The sequence below is a fragment of the Chryseobacterium sp. OSA05B genome (assembly GCF_019970065.1).
Classification (GTDB): Bacteria; Bacteroidota; Bacteroidia; order Flavobacteriales; family Weeksellaceae; genus Chryseobacterium.
Genome location: NZ_JAHXYH010000002.1, coordinates 612476 through 630700 on the forward strand (window position 1 = coordinate 612476; position 18225 = coordinate 630700).

The following is an 18225-nucleotide window of genomic DNA, read 5'->3' on the forward strand; positions in this document are numbered from 1 at the left end:
TTGGATTCTGGATTCTGGATTCTGGATTTTGAAGCTTATTATCCGCCATCAATTGACTATTCACTTGCGTAGCAAATTGACCATTGACCTTAAAAAAACTATTTCTCTTTCAATGCTTCTCCCTCGAAAGAAATCCCATCCCAGCCAAACTGCATAAAGTTTCTGATATTCTGGTGATCCGTTCCTTCAGGATTTTTTAAAACATCTTCTCTATAGAATTCTCCAAAAAGAGGAAGTGCCTGTTCTTTTGATAATCCCTGAAGTTGGGCAAAACTGAAAACCTTACACGAACCGTTATTCTGACCGGCTTCGTTCACTGTATTTCCGTTTTTAAATTCAGTAGGGGTAAAATCATACTGTTCATCAATATGGGCAATCACTTCTTTAAACTGAATGGTTTCAGGATTGTTTTTTAATTGTTCTAATAACATATTTCTTTAATTTTAATCGTTGGACAGGAATAGAGGCTGCAAATCGGTCTTTTTTGCTTTTCTTCCTTTTTAGCAAAAATAATTAAAATAATTTTATCTACGCAGAATTATTGCGCACTTGTGTCATTACTTTGCATTATCAAAATGAAAAAACAGATGGAATTTAACGGAAATCACCTGATCGAATTAGGATATAGACCAGCCAAATGGTTTAAAGATGCCATTACACATATCAACGAAAATAATCTGGATGAAGTTCAGATCACAGAGTATCTGGATCAGTTCAAACAGCCTGATATCATTCCGCTTCATGATACTGCGAAAGATTTTATCATCAATATCAGAGCAGAACATGAAAGTGAAACCGATAACGTACAGAAAGTGATCAATACGATGAAAGTCTTAATGAAAACACCTACGCTGACTGCCGGTGCCCTGATGCCAGATGCCTGTCCCACAGGACCTGAAGGATTGATTCCGGTAGGTGGAGTGGTTGTGGCTAAAAACGCAATCCATCCGGGATTTCATAGCGCAGATATCTGTTGTTCTGTGATGCTGACGGATTTTGGAGATGCTGACCCTAAAGAAGTACTGGATGCGGCTCACTCAGTGACGCATTTCGGATACGGAGGAAGACCGCGAGGAGAGCAGATGCCGATGTCTCAGGAGCTGATGGATGCTTTCAGAGAAAACTACTTCCTAAATGATGAAAAACTGATCAGCATCGCCCGTTCTCATATGGGAACTCAGGGAGATGGAAACCATTTCCTGTTCGTTGGGAAGTCCAAAAATACCGGAAATACCATGCTGGTTACCCACCACGGATCAAGAGCTCCGGGTGCAGCCCTGTATGATAAAGGAATGAAGGTGGCCAACCGTTTCAGACAGGATATTTCCCCTGAAACATTAAGAGAAAATGCGTGGATTCCTTTCGAAACGGAAGAAGGACAGGCATACTGGGAGGCTCTTCAACTGATAAGAACATGGACTAAAGAAAATCATACCAATATCCATGACGCGGTTTTAAATAAACTGGGAACTGAAAAGAAAGATAGATACTGGAACGAGCATAACTTCGTTTTCAAAGACGGTGATCTGTTTTACCATGCGAAAGGAGCCACTCCTCTGGATGATAAATTTATGCCGGATATCACAGGACCAAGGTTGATCCCGTTGAATATGTCAGAACCCGTTTTGATTGTTCAGGGAAAAACGAACGAAAGAAACCTGGGATTTGCGCCTCACGGAGCGGGAAGAAATTTCAGTAGAACACAGCATAAAAGATCATTGGCTCATAAAACGGTTGAAGAAATTTTTGATGAAGAAACCAAAGGACTGGATATCCGTTTCTTCTCCAATGAAATTGATATTTCCGAACTGCCAAGCGCTTATAAAAGTGCGAAGAACGTAAGAGCGCAGATTGAAGAATACGGACTTTGTGAAGTTCTGGATGAAGTGATGCCTTACGGATGTATTATGGCTGGTGATGTGGGTAAAAATGCACCGTGGAAGAAAAAGAAGAAGTTTAGAAAAGCATAGTATTCATAATGATGCTTAAACCTTATAGGTTTCAAAAATCTATAAGGTTTATATTCTCGACAATGATCAACTTATAAAAAGGTTATATAATAAAAAATCAATGGGGCAGTAGCTCAGAAGGTAGAGCAGTGATCACTTTCCGCTGTTGGCAGACAAAGTTCCTATTGTACGGGTCACAGGTTCGATTCCTGTCTGCTCCACAATACTGATGAAAAATACTTATATTTGAATACCATTGAAGTGTTTTCATCAGTAAAAAAATAATAAGGCAAACAGAGTTCCTATATTGGTAATTACTCTCCGCCTTTTTCAAAATAATAGGTAAAAGGAGTTCCTATATCGTTTTTTAAAAAAGCCCTACTCCTCACTTATTTAATTTTTATTACAATGAAAACACTTCAATTATTTAATGCCGTACTGGCCAAAAAAACGGAAAATGCACCTTTTATTTCTGATGCAGGTTTTGTGATCGAAGCAGATGCTGTTTGGGCTAAAGACGAGATCATTAAATTTTACGAAAAAGAAAAATTAAACGGAAATGATCTGAATAAGACCTTCCATAAATCCTGGCAGAAAATAAAAGACAGCACCAGACTTGAGTTGTTCATCGAGCAGCTTAAACATTATATTTCTACGTATGGAAGTAATTTCCAGGATGAAATCTATATTCCTGATGAAGTGCTGAATATTCCCAATGCAAAACTGATTTTCAAGGTAATTAAAGCCTATTCTGCAGAAGAAATGACTGAGAAGTGTCTTTCTCTGTTAAAGTCAGGAATTGCTCTGAATGAAAAAACGATTAATGATCTGCTTTCTGTTTTAACGAAAGAGCTGAATTATACTTTTACAGGAACAGAGAATATCAGAAACAAGGAAGCTATTGTCAAAATTGCGGATCTGTATCAGGTATATCCTGTTAATCCCGTAGAATTCTTCAGATATGTGATTTATAAAACGACGGATACCACACTCTTAATTAAAAATGAAGAGTTGATCAAAGCGATTAAAGAAAGTAAATTTAATCCGTCCGCTCTATTTGAAAAATACGGACTGGAAAGACTTGCTCAGATTTTCAACAGGTTCAAACCGTTGTTTTTAGCATATAAAAAAAGAGCTTCTAAAACCATCAATAAGATCTCAAAACTATCGAAGATTCATCACCAGCCATTGGTCTCCAATCCATTGAATGAGGCGACTCATGCATTGCTGGAGAAAAACGATCTGCACTGGCTGGATAATGCCACGCCATTTGCTTTGTTTAAAGCCTTGTCTGCCTGTTATTTAAGAATGTATGGGATTGATACTTTTGTTTACAGAATCAGGAATGGAAAATCGTGGGTGAAAACCGGAAAACCGGGAGCAGTAAGTGAAAAGAACTATGATTTTATATTGAATTATTTGAAATCGAGATTGGATCTTTCAGGAAAGAAGTTTTATTTCCCGGAAAATGTAGAATTCGGCCTGCCGACTTCTGAAAAAATGTTTGTAGGAAATATTCCTGCCGGAACGAGATTCCTTGGTGAAAAACTGGCGGTCGGAGTTTATTGGGAAGAAGGATGGGGAGCGAATGATCTTGACCTATCCGGACTGAATATCGGAGGAAAGACAGGGTGGAATGCAGCCTATAACCAGGATAACGGAAGTCTGATGTATTCCGGTGATATTACCTCCGCGCCTAACGGTGCCGTAGAATATCTGTATGCTTCCCAAGGATTGAGTGCTCCGACCCTGATCATGAACAATGTATATTCCGGAAGTCCAGACTGCGGGTATAAAATCGTGATTGGAAAAGGAGATCATATTTCGAGAGAATATATGATGAACCCGGATCATGTTTTTGCAGAGATGAAATGTAATTCCATCCAGAGACAGACCGTTCTTGGAATACTGCTCCCAAAAGGAGAAAAACAGTGTTTCGTGCTTCTTAATTTCGGAGCGGGACATACGCATGTTTCAGGAAATTCCGAGATTTCGGTAATGGCTACGGAAGCATTGTATCAGCAATGGTATGAACCTCTATCTTTTAATGGACTTATCACAGAATTGGGAGCAGAAATTACTTCCGAAAAAGAAGAAGCTGACTTCGATTTCTCCCTTGAAAGTCTGGAAAAAGATATCTTTACAAAGGTTTTTAAATAATATGAAATATCAAAAATTCCAAACCTCATAGGTTTCAAAAACCTATGAGGTTTTTTAAGACACTTAAAACAGCTATTTTGATTAAATACTCAGAATAGCAGTTTTATTTTGAACCCAATTATATGAAATCATAGATCCCGTTTTTCCAGCCCAACACCTTGGAAGAATCAGCTTTAAGCCAGTTTTTCAGAATCGTAGCATAGACTTTTCTGAAATCTTCGGTATAAATTAGATCTCCTTCATTGAGCTTTTGAAGATCAGGAAGCGCGTTCAGAAGGCCTTTCTTTTTAAGTCCTCCGCTGATAAAGAACATTTGATTAGCGGTTCCATGGTCAGTTCCATTGCTCGCATTTTGAGCTACCCGGCGTCCGAATTCTGAAAAAGTCATCAGTAAGACATTATTAAAAATTCCATTGCTTTTCAGATCAGCAACAAAAGATTTTACCGCTTCATTGATGTCACTGAACAGCTTGGCTTGCCTTTCGTTCTGGTTAACATGGGTGTCAAAACTTCCCACGGAAAGATAATAAACCTGCGTATTGATATCGGATTTAATCAATGAGGCAACGGTTTTAAAATCCTTTCCCAATTGAGAGTTCGGATAGACTTGGTCTGTTTTTTTTGACTTACTCTTTTCAAAAATATAATCTGCATTGTTAATAGTAGAGCCAAGGGTTTGGTATAAATACGAAACGGTTTCATCATCATGATGGTGATCATACAAAGACTTAAAATATTTTTCCTGACTGGTCTGATAGAGCCTTTTCGGATCTTTAAAGGCAAATGCTTTGTTGTTTTCCCCTTTCAATGCCAGACTCAGCATATCATCTACTTCCAACGCCTGAGTAGGATGCTCACATCGATAACATTCCTCATCCAGAAAACGACCCAGCCATCCGGTTTCCAGGAATTCATCGCTGCGGCTTGCAGAATGCCAGATATCCATGCTTCTGAAGTGAGACTTATCCGGATCGGGATAGCCTACATTATTCATCACCGACAGTTCACCGTTATCAAAAAGCTCCTTAAAATAGGAAAGCGCCGGATTGATTCCCGTTTCATCATTCAGCGACAGAGAATCCTTGATGGCTATATTATTTCTTTCTTTAAAATAAATATCATTTTTCGTGGGAATAATCGTATTCAAACCATCATTTCCGCCTGTAAACTGCAGAACGACAAGAATCTTCTGATTAGGCTCTAAGGCCTCATTCAGGGTCATGGCTTTCAGAAAATTGGGCATCATCAGCGATGCTGTAGCTAATGAACTTATTTTAAGGAATTCTCTTCTTTTAATTAGCATGATTTTTTCTTTTTTGGTTAAAGGGATTAGGATTAAGGGGAAAGGGGATTAGGGGAGTTGTAACATAACTTTTAAATTTTTTGATTGATCAGTAATCATTAATTAGTCATTTGTTATTTTAAAATATGAGTTTCAGTACTAATTCCTAATCCATTTCGCCTAAACCCTACATCAACTGGTATTCCGGCGTAGACATCAGATTAATAATTCCCATCTTAATACTTTTATCCGAAAAGTTCTTTACCGTATCCATATCAAGCGTTTTGGTGTTTTGGATGAGATAATCTTCGCAGTTTTTATCGGCAAAAATCTTTTCAAGTCTGGTCCAGTCAATCGTTATATTAGGATTCTTGAAAGATTTGTTCACAGCGGTTTCACGGGATTTCATTCCCATATCAATATCATCGTCTTGTCTCGGACTGTATTCCAAAGGACGTAATCCCGACCATATTTGTGGGATCTGCAGCCTTACCAACAGGGTAGAACTGTCGATCCATGACTTCCCGTTGGGCCATCCGGCTACGTTCGGTGGGTAGAGCAGCATTTGCCCCAGCAGTTTCTGGTAAACGATGAGGTTTTCCGGGTTCTGGATATTCATGGGAAGCATCCGCATAATTCCCGCCATGAGCTCTATGGGAGATTTTATTCTGTTTCCTATATTTTTTTTGTCGTAAAACCATGTGCTTGAGAATATATCCGTCATGAGTTTTTTAATATCATATCCGGAATTATAGAATGTTGTGCTTAATTGCTCTATAATTTTGGAATCTGCATTTTCATTGACAAAGAACTTGTATATTTTTGTAGTGATAAATGTAGCAGTAGCCTTCTGTTCAAGGATGATATTTAAAACGTCGGTTCCGGTGAAGGTTCCGGTTTTCCCCAGGAAAGTTTTCGGACCTTCATCATGCAGGTTTTTTCGCTCCTTAAAATTTCCTTCCTTATCATAGCCCCAACCTGTAAATGCTCGCGCACCTTCCCGGATATCTTTCTCGGTGTAATTTCCTCTTCCCATGGTAAATAATTCCATCACTTCGCGGGCGAAATTTTCATTGGGATGATCCTTTTTATTCTGTTGATTGTTCAGAAAATTAAGCATGGCGGGCGATTGGCTCACTTCAAATAGCAACTCTTTAAAATTTCCAAGTGCATTCTTTCTGATCGTATTCAGAAGCTGTTTACTGAATTTTGAATTGTTCACTCTTGACGCAAAATGTCCGTGCCAGAAGAACGCCATCTTTTCTCTCATCTGATCTTTACTGTTGACCATCTGGTTTAGAAAATTCAGGTTTAGTTCATTGTTTTGGTCTCTGATGAGCTTCTGCATTTCCTTTTTCTTGTCTGCCGGAGTTTTACTGTCCATCATATTGTCTGAAACAGGAATGTCAGGCGTGTCATAGTTGATTTCAGTGAATGTTCCATCTTTAAGTAATTCATTGACCAACGCCTTTGTATTAATATTTTTCAGTTCACCTACCTGGTTGATTCCGGGTCCGAAACCGGCACGCCAAAGAAGATGTTTATTATGTAAAAGTGAATCGGCCATGTTGAGAGAATTTAATTTTTTGATGCTTTAGAAAGAAAAAGGTTAAAATCATAACGGTTAAGAATTCTTAATATTATTTTTTTTATGATTTGACTTAAACAATCATTTAATTTTAACGCAAATTAACATATTGATAATCATTTGTTTATAATTTTGTTCAATGTTAAAATAAAAAAAAAGGCTTTCGTTGGCACGATTTTTACAGCTTACTGCATTAGTAAAATTTAAAATTAGAGTTATGAAAATGTTAAAACAAGCAATATTAATGGCTGGAATCTTCACAGCTGGTATCGCAAGTGCACAGAGCTCACAGATGAATAATATGATCAAAGTAGGAGCAAATGTTGGTTTAGCAGTTCCTTCAGATAACGTTTCTGCAGCTGCCGGTGTAGATGTATCTTATCAGAATCTGATCACTCCCGGATTTGGATTAGGTATTGCAACAGGATATACTCATTATTTTGGAAAAAGTAACAACGGTTATGATAACAATGATGTAGGCGTAGTTCCTGTAGGAGCTTTGATCAGAATCTATCCGAAACAAACCGGTTTCTATTTTGGAACTGACTTAGGATACGGATTTCTGGTAGGGAATGAAAAAGTAGCTTCCAACAGTTCTGCTGACAGACCGGACGGAGGTTTCTACATCAAGCCGGAGATCGGATACCACAACAGAGACTGGAATTTCTTCGTACAATATCAGAAAGTTTTTGTAGGAGATAAAGGTGATATCGCCGGACAGGACTACAATGTGGGGAATATCGGAGTAGGATTCGGATACAATATTCCATTAGGAAAGTAGTTAGATTTATATATAAACAATTATTAGCCAAAACCTTTTTGTGAAAATGAAAAGGTTTTTTGCTTCCCTGCAGGATTTACGAAAACAATTATTATATTTGATAAAATTTGAGGTTATGATTTTGAATCCAAAATTTCCGCTTTATTTACCAGGAGTAGAGAACAGTAATAATGATAATGTTACAATCATTGGGGCAAGTCTCCGTGAAGATATAACCATCTTAGGCTATTTTGTTTCCAGTAACGGAGGTCTTGAGATAAAAATACAGAAAGAATATAGTACGAAAGACTATTCTTCATTTTCTGATATATTAAGAAAATTTATTCAGGATAATCAGCTGGAGAATGTAAAACGTCTGGCTGTAGCTGTACCGGGACCGGTAATTCATGGGAAAAGCAGCCCGGCGAGATTGGGCTGGGATTTAAATATCGAAGAATATACCAGAGATTTCGGATTTGAGAAAGGGGATATGCTGAATGACCTTGAAGCTTCGGCTTACGGAATGGGTCTTCTTGAAGACAGCGATCTGGATCCGATCTATACCAGCGGACATCTAGAAAAAGGAAATGTAGCGATCCTGGCTCCCGGAAACGGATTGGGTGAAGCAGGATATTTCTTTGACGGAAAATACCTGAGACCTTTCGCAACGGAAGGCGGACATTCAGAATTCTCACCGAGAACGAATGTTGAAGTTGAATTTTACCAGTTCCTGAACAATATCTACGGTATTGTAAGCTGGGAAAATGTATTGTCTAAAACCGGACTTTTCAATATCTACAGATTCTTAAGAGACGTAAAAAGACATCCGGAACCGGAATGGCTGGCAGAACGTCTGGCAGGACCGAATTTCGTTCAGGAATTGTACAAAGCTGCAGTAGAAGAAGATGTCATGATCTGCAGAATCGCTTTGGATACTTTCATTGAATTCCTGGCAAGAGAAGCCAACAACCTTACGCTGAAACTTAAAGCAACAGGTGGATTGTTGATCTCAGGAGATATTCCACAGACCATCAGAGAATATATCGACAAAGGAAAATTCTATGATAAGTTTAAAATAAGTGATAAGATGGAGGAAATGCTTAAAAACACTCCGATCTATCTGATCAAACAGAATCACACGGCATTAAAAGGTGCCGCCCTGTACACCGCTTACTATCAAAATTAAAATACAAAACTCCGAAACTTTCGGAGTTTTTTTATGGAATGATATTATTCATAAAAATAATTGTTTTAATTGATATACATCAATGAAATCTATCAGATAAGTAGACTATATTTGCACCGTTAAACAAGTAAATAACTTTATTCAAATGAAAAAAATATTCTTATTAGCAGTTGTTGCCAGCGGTTTGGCATTCGGACAGTCTAAGAAAGTAGTGGCATCTGATGTTCACTGGTGGGGGTACAAAGTAGCAAAATCTGAGGCCAGTTCTCACGATGGTACAGTAAATGTAAAATCAGGAGACATGATCATGAAAGGAAATGATCTTGTAGGAGGAAGCTTCGTATTGGATATGACTTCTATCAATGCCACTGACCTTTCAGGAGATTATCAGAAGAAACTGAACGGACACCTTAAGAACGGTGACTTCTTTGAAGTTGAAAAATTCCCTACTGCTTCTTTCAAAATCACTTCTGTAAAGAAAAACAGCGATAAGATCTATAATTCTCTGGTAACAGGAAACCTTACTGTTAAAGGAAAAACCAGCGCTATTACTTTCCCTGCTAAAATTGCATACAGCAAAGGAGTAGTGAGCCTAGTTTCTGAGAAATTCTCTTTCGACAGACAGAAATTTGATGTAGCTTATAAGTCTACCATGCAGGATGTTTTTGTGAAAGATGACATCGAAATGCTTGTAAAGGTGACTGCTAAATAATTTAATCAAAAAAAGATTGTTAAAAGTGTAGAAGTTCTACACTTTTTTTTATTTTTGTTGAATTGTAAATAAAAAAGAATGAAAAGATTACTATTGTTTGCTATGGTGTGTGCGAGCATATCATTTGTTTCTGCACAGAAGAAATTTGATAAGGTTTCAAAAGTGACTTCATCAGAGATCAGGTGGTGGGGGTATAAAGTCGTAAAAACTGAGGCTTCTTCGCATTCAGGGACGGTAAAGCTAAAAAGCGGAAAATTCAATTTTGACAAAACAGTCCTTGTAGACGGAGAGTTTGTTATAGATATGAGAAGCATGATGGCGGGAGACGTTTCCGAAGAAGATCAGATCAAGCTTACCAACGAACTGAAAAGTACCAATTTCTTTGAAGTAAAAAAATTCCCTATCGCGAAATTCCACTTGACTAAAATTATTCCTTTAGCAAACAGTGAGTACAATTCTACGATCTACGGTGATATTACGATCAAAGGGGTAAGAAAAACAATCACTTTCCCTGCGAATGCTTACGTTACTCAGTTTACAGTAGTCATTGAATCTGCAAAGTTCTCATTGAACAGAAGAGACTTTAAAGTATTCTACCAGTCTTCACTGAAAGATTATTTCATCAAGGACGAAATGGATTTCCAGTTCAGAGTTTCTACTGAAAAACTGGATAACGACAACAGAGTTCCTGTGAAGAAAAAGAAATAAGTAAAATATACGATCAAATAATACAATGGGTGGTTTTTATAAACTACCCATTTTTTATGTCCATACATTTTAATAATTGAATTAAGATCAGACGTAAAAGTTGCGGGCCCAATAAAAATGAATTACTCTCGCAGATTAGTCAGATAATGCAGATTTTACTTTTTTTAATCCACTCTTTCTGAATAATCTGCGTGAAGTTTTTAAAACCATTACTGATCCTCTTCCTTCATCAGAATCAATGAAGTTATTGTATCTTTGCTTCCCTTTTATAAGGAGTAAAGCATTAAATCTTTGCGTGAAAAAGAACATCTACTTAAGACGAAGCTCATCTTCCTCTTCTAAAATCTCTTAATAGTTCAGAAACCTCTGAAATTATTCTACATCTTTTACCATGTTTTTCCTAAATTAGTCCTATGAAAATTTATGTAGTAAGCGGTCTCGGAGCAGACTTTAAAGTACTGGAAAGGCTGGAATTCCCCGAGAACTGTGAATTGATTTTTATAGACTGGCTCATCCCCGAGAAAAATGAGCCCTTTTATTCCTATGTCGAAAGAATGGCGGAGAAAGTAGATGCGTCCGAGCCTTTCAGCCTGCTGGGATATTCTTTTGGCGGGATCATGGTACAGGAGATCAATAAACTGAAACCGGCCCAAAAGGTGGTTATCATGGGGAGCATTAAATCAGATAAAGAAAAATCCAAATTTATAAAGACCGGAGAGATCACAAAAATTCCAAGAATACTTCCTACAGGAATGTTCAATGACAGAGCTGCGAATGTATATTCTGTGGTCAGAAAACTGTTTGATCCCAAGAATCCAAAAATCCTTCAGTACTTCAGGGTAAGAGATCCTTATTATCTGAAATGGTCTGTAGAAAAGGTTTCCGAGTGGAAATTTGAGGAAATCCCGGAAGTGATCCAGATATTGGGGGATAAGGATATCGTTTTTCCTATTAAATATTCTAAACCTGATTATGTGATTAAAGGGGGGACTCATCTGTTTCCAGCTACAAAATCTAAAGAAGTGTCTAAAATATTGAAGGAGGTGTTTGTTTGATTTATCAAAAAAATAATATTAAATGCTGTTTTTTTTAGGGTTTAAAATTTAAAATAGTATGTTTTCATAGAATTATGTTTAATTTTGATAGGGTTAAACATAAATTATATGAAAATTGGTTTAAAATGGATCGTTTCATTCTCGGTCATTACCCTTGTCGCATTCGGAGGCCTTTTCTGGAGCCCCATCGTTGATTTTCCCAACACCGGAGAGTTTCTTGGCGAAGATAAAATTGTAGGAGCCGACGTAGCATGGATTCTCGCCGCAGCAGGCCTCGTATTGCTGATGACACCCGGACTGTCGTTCTTTTACGGAGGAATGGTTGGTAGGAAAAATGTAATCTCTACGATGCTGCAGAGCTTTATTGCCCTCGGAGTTATTTCTATTTTATGGGTGGTAGTAGGATTTTCCTTATCGTTTGGGGATTCTTTAGGGTTTGAGATCAATGGTGTACACTACGGAATCATCGGAAATCCTTTGAGCTACCCATTTTTCAGCCGTGTAGGGGTGTTGCCTCACAAAATGATGGCTTCCACTATTCCCTTTGTACTTTTTGCTCTTTTTCAGATGAAATTTGCGGTGATCACGCCTGCACTTATCACGGGTTCTTTTGCTGAACGTGTTCGTTTCATCTCTTACCTCCTGTTTATGGTGCTTTTTAGTATTTTTATCTATACGCCGCTTTGTCATATGGTGTGGCATCCGGACGGACTTTTAAATAAATATTTCGGTGTCAAAGACTTTGCAGGCGGAACCGTAGTTCATATGAGCGCCGGATTTGCAGCTTTGGCAGGCGCTCTCGTTCTTGGAAACAGGAAAAATCCTCACCATGAACCTTCCAATATTCCTTATGTTCTCTTGGGAACGGGAATGTTATGGTTCGGTTGGTTTGGGTTCAACGCAGGATCTGCTTTAAGTGCAAATGCTTCTGCAGCCATGGCTTTCGGAACCACTACAATTGCTTCTGCTTCCGCGATGATGACATGGATTTTTTTCGACAGGATCAATGGAAGAAGTGTTTCTGCATTGGGCGCGTGTATCGGAGCTGTTGTCGGATTGGTAGCCATCACGCCCGGCTGTGGTTTTGTGAGTATTCCGGAGAGTCTTTTTATAGGATTTGCTGCTGCTATAGTTTCCAATATGATGATGAATTGGAAAGCGCTGAAAAAAATAGATGATACCCTTGATGTTTTTGCCTGTCATGGAGTAGGAGGGATCATGGGAATGATCCTGACCGCTATTTTTGCTCATGGTGAAAATGCCAGCCTTCTTCATGGCGGAATTGGTGTTTTTGGCCATCATATGGCTGCCCTGGTTCTTGTCTCAGTTTTTACCTTCTTTGGATCGTTGCTTTTGTATAAAATTACAGACTCCATCATCACATTACGGGTTTCTGAAGAGTCTGAAGAGATGGGACTCGATCTTTCCCAGCATCAGGAGTGTTTCAAATGATGATGGCTAAAAGAAAAAAAGGGCACGACTGTATATCTGCATGCCCTGATTGAAATACTGAAGTTAAAAGATGTTTTTCAGATCCTATTCAATGGATTGGATGGCACTGAAAATGTTATTTTTTGACTTTTCAAACGCTTCACCTCCAAATTCTTCATTATCTAATGAGAAGATCCTAATGTCTTTGACGCCCATAATTCCTAAAATGTGTTTCAAATAAGGTGTTTGAAAATTGACATGTCCGTTTTTTTCATTTTCTCCGTATCCGGTATCACCGCGGGCAGATAATATAAATGCTTTTTTGTTTTCGAGCAAACCAACATAGTCACCATCGGGAACTCCTGACCTGAACTTCCAGGTTTCATTGATCCGCATTACCTGGTCTATATAAGCTTTTAGCCCACCTGGAATAGTCCAGTTGTACATCGGAGTTCCTATGACATAGATATCATGTTCTTTGAGTTCCTGTACCAGCTCATCGCTTATCTGTAATGCCTTTTGGTTTTCTTCTGTTCTGTCTGACGGCTTTTTGAATGCTCCTGCAATCCAGGCTTCGTTGATATTTGGAATACTGTCAATGCCCGTTTCGCGATACGTAAATACATCTAGGGGATATTTGCTTTTCCAGTTTTCAACAAAAAGTTGGGTGAGTTTTCGGCTGTAAGATCTTTCATTTCTTACACTGGCGTTGATAATCAATACTTTCATTATTATAAATTTATAACAACAAAATTCCTGATTATTCATTCCTTAAAAATTGATCTAGTTCAAGAGGATTTATTTTTTTTCCGGATTCGGCTTATAAATTCGGCTGACACGCCTAAATAGGATGCAATTAAATATTGAGGAACTCTGGAGACAATATCCGGGTAGGTCTCGAGAAAATCATAATACTTCTGTTCAGCTTTGTACATATTGTTAAACACAATCCTTTTTTCAAGAGTTCCCAGATAGCTTTCTAAAATAATCCTGAAGTATCTTTCTAAGGAAGGGATTTCGTGCAGCATTTTTTGAAAAGACTGATGGCCGATCTGTAAAAGGCTTGTTTTTTCTACGGCCTGTATATTGTAAATGGAAGCTATTTGTTTAGAAAAGCTGGAGATATCGGTTGCCCACCAATGGTCAATAGCTAAAAAAAGGATCTCCTCATTTCCGTTTTCTGAATTGATGCAGAAGGCCTTTAAAACCCCTGAAACAATATAGCTGTCATGCCGGCATACTTCTCCGTTTCTTAAAAGAAATTCACTTTTTTCCAATGTTTTTTCTGTCCAGAAGCTTTTAAAAAGGGCAATTTCTTCCGGACTTAACCTGACATGCTGAACAATATTCTTAATTAATGTATCCATTCGAAATGATTAAAAAGACAGAAACTTAGATAATGGGTTGAGGAGACAACATTGTACCCTGCTAATTTACAAAAATACGTATTACAGGCATCTGATGATTTGTGAAGTGTTATTAATTCTAAGATCCGGGGATGCTTTTATTGAGATTTATCGCGTATCTTTGTTTTAAGAGGAAAATGAAGAATTATCTATGGAATCAATATCGGTTTTTGAGATTATTAAAGTAGGAATAGGCCCGTCCAGTTCGCACACGATGGGACCCTGGAATGCAGCTTCTGCATTTATCAGAATTATAAAAAGGGAAAGATCCATCGCTGAAGTGAAGGAAGTTTTCCTTGAATTTTTCGGTTCTTTAGCGAAAACGGGAATCGGACACGGAACGGATATTGCCGGAATGCTTGGCTTAAATGGTGAAGATTTTACGACCATCAATACCTCAAAAATTGATGAAAAAATAGCGAAGATCAAAAACGATCAGATCATCAATCTGGGAGGAGAAAAAGAAATACCTTTTGTCTACGGGTATCATCTGGTGTTAAATATGCAGAAATCGCTTGATTTTCACCCGAACGGAATGATTTTCAAAGCTGTTTTTGAAGACGGAACCGAGCTTGTTCAGGATTTTTATTCTGTAGGCGGTGGTTTTATCGCAAGTCAGGAAAAAAACTCCATAGAAAAACATTGTGTACGAACATTGTATCCTTGCCATCACGGTTCGGATATTGTAAAATACTGTGATAAACTGGGACTGAAAAAGTTTTCAGATCTGATCATGATCAATGAAGAAAGCTGGAGAACCCCGGAAGAAACCAGACTGCAGGCGCTGAATATCTGGAAGAATATTAAAGAATGCATCTATAAAGGCGTTAATAAAGAAGGCATCCTTCCCGGAGGCCTGAATGTAACCAGAAGAGCTGCAGGCATCAACAGAAAGCTTTTAGGAGACAAGGTTTATAAAAATATCGACGAGTGGTTTCAACAGGTCGTTGACGCGGAAGAAAATTTCACCAATATCAATAAATGGATTGCGTGTTTTGCCCTGGCAGTGAATGAAGAAAACGCGAGTTTCGGAAGAATCATCACGGCACCTACCAATGGAGCCAGCGGTGTTATTCCGGCGGTTTTAATGTATTCACAGGCATTTACTGAATGTACCAGTGAAGATGATATCGTAAGATTTTTACTGGTTGCCGGAGAGATTGGAACTTTATTCAAGAAAAATGCTACCATTTCTGCTGCAATGGGCGGATGTCAGGCAGAGATCGGAGTTTCATCAGCGATGGCTGCGGCGGGGCTGACAGAAATTTTAGGCGGAAGTATAGGACAGGTCCTGATGGCGGCAGAAATTGCGATGGAACATCATCTTGGATTGACCTGCGACCCTATAAAAGGTCTTGTTCAAATCCCATGTATTGAAAGAAATACAATGGGGGCCATGAAAGCCATCACGGCAGCTAATATTGCCCTGGAAAGCGATCCGACAAAAGCAAAAGTAACGCTGGATGAAGTGATTCAGACCATGTGGGAAACCGCTTTATCGATGAGTGACCGTTTCAAGGAAACCTCAGAGGGTGGGCTTGCCATTGCGGTGAACGTTCCTGAATGTTAAAAGAAAACCATACTGTTTTACATATAAAATCCTTAGATGATGAGTCTAAGGATTTTTTTATGATGAATTTAAATCTTAATTATTTTAAACTATTAAGAGCAATGAAAGGATTAAGAAAAGGTAAAAGCGTAGCTAGGCTTAATATTCTTAGAAACTTCATTACTCTTAATGGTTCAATAAAAAAGTACGTACTACTTTTTATTAAGCAGAAATGTTTTCCCATTCTGAGTCAGTTGCATCTGCTTACTTTCCGGCATGAAGAGAATGACAATGCCGGCTTGTTCAAATCTGTATTTATTTTTTTCAATATTTTCCAGTGGAAATTCCGGCTGTCCGGTTCCCTGTGCATATAAGATTCCGTCTTTGGAAAATACAGTCAATGGAATCGGAATTTCTTTTGTTTCATATTCTCCGGCATATTTTTCCAGATCAGCATTTGATTTTGTATCAAACGACGGATATTGATACTCCCTTCCATACAATTGATTTAAAATTCCAACGTATAAATCATTGTGGGCTAAATTTTCTCCATTAACGGTTACCGCAAAAGAAAGTTTGTCCGTCGGCTCATAAGTTAATATAGAATGGGAACCGGCCGTGTCACCACCATGTCCGTACGCAATGATGTTGTAGAAAGGTACTTTCATGATTCCCGTCCCGAAAAATTGCTCTTCCTTATTGGAAATCATCATAGTAAGTGTTTCTTTTTTTATGAATTTACCATTGAATAATGCATCAATAAAGCTATTCATATCCTCTGTAGTAGAAGCAATATCTCCTAAGCCAATGCAATTGTGGAAATCGAAATCCACAACTTTTTTCCAGCTTCCATCTATAAATTTATAGGATTTAAATACATTTTTTGGGTTGTCCAGTACTGAGAACGTATGCTTCATTCCTGCTTTTTCAAGGATGTTTTCTTTTAAGATCACATTATACGGTTTTCCGGATAGCTTTTCCAGTATTCTGCTTAAAAGAAAGTACGCTGAATTGGAATATCTGGTTTTCTTTCCCGGTTCAAAGCTTACGCCCAGTTTTTTAATTTCTGCAATGATTGCCTTGTCTCCAACTGCTTTTCCGAAAAGCCAGTTATTTTCTGGTTCACCTACATAATCACCAAGTCCGCTGGTATGGTTCAGCATCTGCTGTATGGTGATTTTTTGAGCGTTGGGAATTTCAGGATAGTATTTTGACAGTTTATCATTCAGTTTAAGCTTTCCGTTTTCAACCAATTGCATCAGCATGACAGCTGTAATCATTTTACTGATAGAGCCTATCTGATATTGTGTATCTTTATCGAAAGTCACATTTTTCAGCTGAGATTGTCCAAAATCTTTGTGGTATTCCTGAACGCCATTCCTGAAAATAGAAACACTCCCGATCCCCTGATTTTTCGCGGCAACATAATTCAGAAAGTCATCAATTTTTTCTTTGTTAATGGCTTTTCCGTTGAGATACTGAGCTTCAGAGTTTTTAGAAACCGGTAGATTTCTGAACAGGTTTAAAGGAAGTATTTTTCCATTCTGATTCAGATTTCCTTCAAAATGATCCTCTTTGAAAACACCTTTATAGCTGGCATTGATTTTTTTAATGTCAAAACTCAGCTCATTATTATTGAAAGCTGTTTTGTCTACAGGAATGTCATCTTTGCTTTGCTTAGGACTGTTGAGCAGAGAAGTATATCCTTCCGGACCTTTTTTAATTTTCAATACAACGGGAAGTTTCATCGTCTGGATATCCACTTCACCGTTCCAGGTTCCTTCGATTTGGGCGTGACAAATGTGTGCTAGAAAGACCAGCACAAGTAAGAATTTGATTTTCATGATATTTAGATGTATTTAGAGATTAAAATTTGACATACCAAAGTCATGATCAGGGATACCGCTGCAAAAAGTACGATATGCTGCCATTTTTTGATATTGGTGGCTGTCTTAAAGCCGTTATAATAAAGGGTTATACTGTAGATTAAAATAATAATGGAAACCGATGCCATAGTCAGTGTCACGGCAATGTCTAAAACGGGTAACGGATTAGTAGGATGGGTCTGATGAGCGATCACTTTTTCCTGCGATTCTTTTACAAATGATAATTTGTCTGTTGCCTGCAGGAGAACCAGTAAAAGCTGTGAAATTAATACGGTATTAACGATATCAATGAATCTTGTTTTGCTGTTTAAAATCTTCCCCAATACATAGAGAACTACTATGGCACACGAAAAACTGATTAGGGTAGGAATCGCTACAGCCTGAATAGACACCTTATCTAAACTGTTAATCCTATAAATACTGCTGAAATAAGTACCTGTCCAGTATCCCATTAAAATGGCCAAAGCAGTTGTCAATATTCCAATACCGAGCAGTGCTTTATCATCAAATCTTTCAAAAGGATTAAAAATTGTTTTCCAGTTCATGGTGGTGA

At 38.0% G+C, this 18225-nt stretch carries 16 protein-coding genes and 1 tRNA gene; 10 read left to right on the top strand and 7 right to left on the bottom strand.

The features are described from left to right. Window positions 1–98: 98 nt before the first annotated feature. Window positions 99–431, bottom strand: coding sequence for a HopJ type III effector protein (locus LC419_RS10280; protein ID WP_223607248.1), 333 nt, complete (start codon window positions 429–431; stop codon window positions 99–101). Window positions 432–587: 156 nt separating this feature from the next. Between LC419_RS10280 and LC419_RS10285 the strand changes: the two genes are divergently transcribed. The 3 genes from LC419_RS10285 (at window position 588) to LC419_RS10295 (ending at window position 4109) form a co-directional block, all read left to right on the top strand. Then, window positions 588–1970: an RtcB family protein gene (locus LC419_RS10285; RefSeq protein ID WP_223607595.1), complete on the top strand. Its 1383-nt coding sequence runs from the start codon at window positions 588–590 to the stop codon at window positions 1968–1970. 102 nt (window positions 1971–2072) lie between these two features. Then, window positions 2073–2170, top strand: a tRNA-OTHER gene (locus LC419_RS10290). Window positions 2171–2357: 187 nt separating this feature from the next. Next, window positions 2358–4109: a hypothetical protein gene (locus LC419_RS10295; protein WP_223607249.1), complete on the top strand. Its 1752-nt coding sequence runs from the start codon at window positions 2358–2360 to the stop codon at window positions 4107–4109. Window positions 4110–4227: 118 nt separating this feature from the next. Here the strand turns inward: LC419_RS10295 and LC419_RS10300 are convergent, their stop codons facing one another. Together LC419_RS10300 and LC419_RS10305 are read right to left on the bottom strand one after the other, a co-directional pair. Next, entirely contained in the window at window positions 4228–5412 is a 1185-nt protein-coding gene (locus LC419_RS10300; RefSeq protein WP_223607250.1) for a DUF1501 domain-containing protein, read from the bottom strand. A 166-nt stretch (window positions 5413–5578) separates the two neighbouring features. After that, on the bottom strand, window positions 5579–6958 hold the full coding sequence (locus LC419_RS10305; RefSeq protein ID WP_223607251.1) for a DUF1800 family protein: 1380 nt from the start codon (window positions 6956–6958) through the stop codon (window positions 5579–5581). A gap of 238 nt (window positions 6959–7196) precedes the next feature. On the opposite strand from LC419_RS10305, the gene LC419_RS10310 reads away from it, so the two are divergent. The 6 genes from LC419_RS10310 to LC419_RS10335 all read left to right on the top strand — a co-directional run bounded on the left by LC419_RS10310 (window position 7197) and on the right by LC419_RS10335 (window position 12852). Beyond that, window positions 7197–7760, top strand: a complete 564-nt coding sequence (locus tag LC419_RS10310; RefSeq protein ID WP_223607252.1) for a hypothetical protein — start codon at window positions 7197–7199, stop codon at window positions 7758–7760. Window positions 7761–7875: 115 nt separating this feature from the next. After that, entirely contained in the window at window positions 7876–8925 is a 1050-nt protein-coding gene (locus tag LC419_RS10315) for a glucokinase (RefSeq protein ID WP_223607253.1), read from the top strand. Between the two features lie 145 nt (window positions 8926–9070). After that, on the top strand, window positions 9071–9637 hold the full coding sequence (locus LC419_RS10320; protein WP_223607254.1) for a YceI family protein: 567 nt from the start codon (window positions 9071–9073) through the stop codon (window positions 9635–9637). Between the two features lie 78 nt (window positions 9638–9715). Continuing rightward, window positions 9716–10345: a YceI family protein gene (locus tag LC419_RS10325; protein WP_223607255.1), complete on the top strand. Its 630-nt coding sequence runs from the start codon at window positions 9716–9718 to the stop codon at window positions 10343–10345. Window positions 10346–10758: 413 nt separating this feature from the next. Continuing rightward, window positions 10759–11400, top strand: coding sequence for an alpha/beta hydrolase (locus LC419_RS10330; RefSeq protein ID WP_223607256.1), 642 nt, complete (start codon window positions 10759–10761; stop codon window positions 11398–11400). Between the two features lie 108 nt (window positions 11401–11508). Next, entirely contained in the window at window positions 11509–12852 is a 1344-nt protein-coding gene (locus tag LC419_RS10335; protein WP_223607257.1) for an ammonium transporter, read from the top strand. Window positions 12853–12936: 84 nt separating this feature from the next. On the opposite strand, the gene LC419_RS10340 is transcribed toward LC419_RS10335, so the two are convergent. Both LC419_RS10340 and LC419_RS10345 read right to left on the bottom strand, forming a co-directional pair. Continuing rightward, window positions 12937–13560: an FMN-dependent NADH-azoreductase gene (locus LC419_RS10340; protein WP_223607258.1), complete on the bottom strand. Its 624-nt coding sequence runs from the start codon at window positions 13558–13560 to the stop codon at window positions 12937–12939. A 59-nt stretch (window positions 13561–13619) separates the two neighbouring features. Then, a complete protein-coding gene (locus LC419_RS10345; RefSeq protein ID WP_223607259.1) occupies window positions 13620–14198 on the bottom strand; it encodes a Crp/Fnr family transcriptional regulator in 579 nt (192 codons plus the stop codon). Window positions 14199–14388: 190 nt separating this feature from the next. On the opposite strand from LC419_RS10345, the gene LC419_RS10350 reads away from it, so the two are divergent. Continuing rightward, window positions 14389–15807 carry an L-serine ammonia-lyase gene (locus LC419_RS10350; RefSeq protein ID WP_223607260.1) on the top strand — a complete coding sequence of 473 codons (1419 nt, stop codon included), beginning with the start codon at window positions 14389–14391 and terminating at the stop codon, window positions 15805–15807. Window positions 15808–15998: 191 nt separating this feature from the next. On the opposite strand, the gene LC419_RS10355 is transcribed toward LC419_RS10350, so the two are convergent. Beyond that, on the bottom strand, window positions 15999–17630 hold the full coding sequence (locus LC419_RS10355) for a serine hydrolase (RefSeq protein WP_223607261.1): 1632 nt from the start codon (window positions 17628–17630) through the stop codon (window positions 15999–16001). 5 nt (window positions 17631–17635) lie between these two features. Continuing rightward, window positions 17636–18217 (bottom strand): YIP1 family protein, encoded by a 582-nt coding sequence (locus LC419_RS10360; RefSeq protein WP_223607262.1) that lies wholly within the window; start codon window positions 18215–18217, stop codon window positions 17636–17638. Between the last annotated feature and the right edge of the window lie 8 nt (window positions 18218–18225).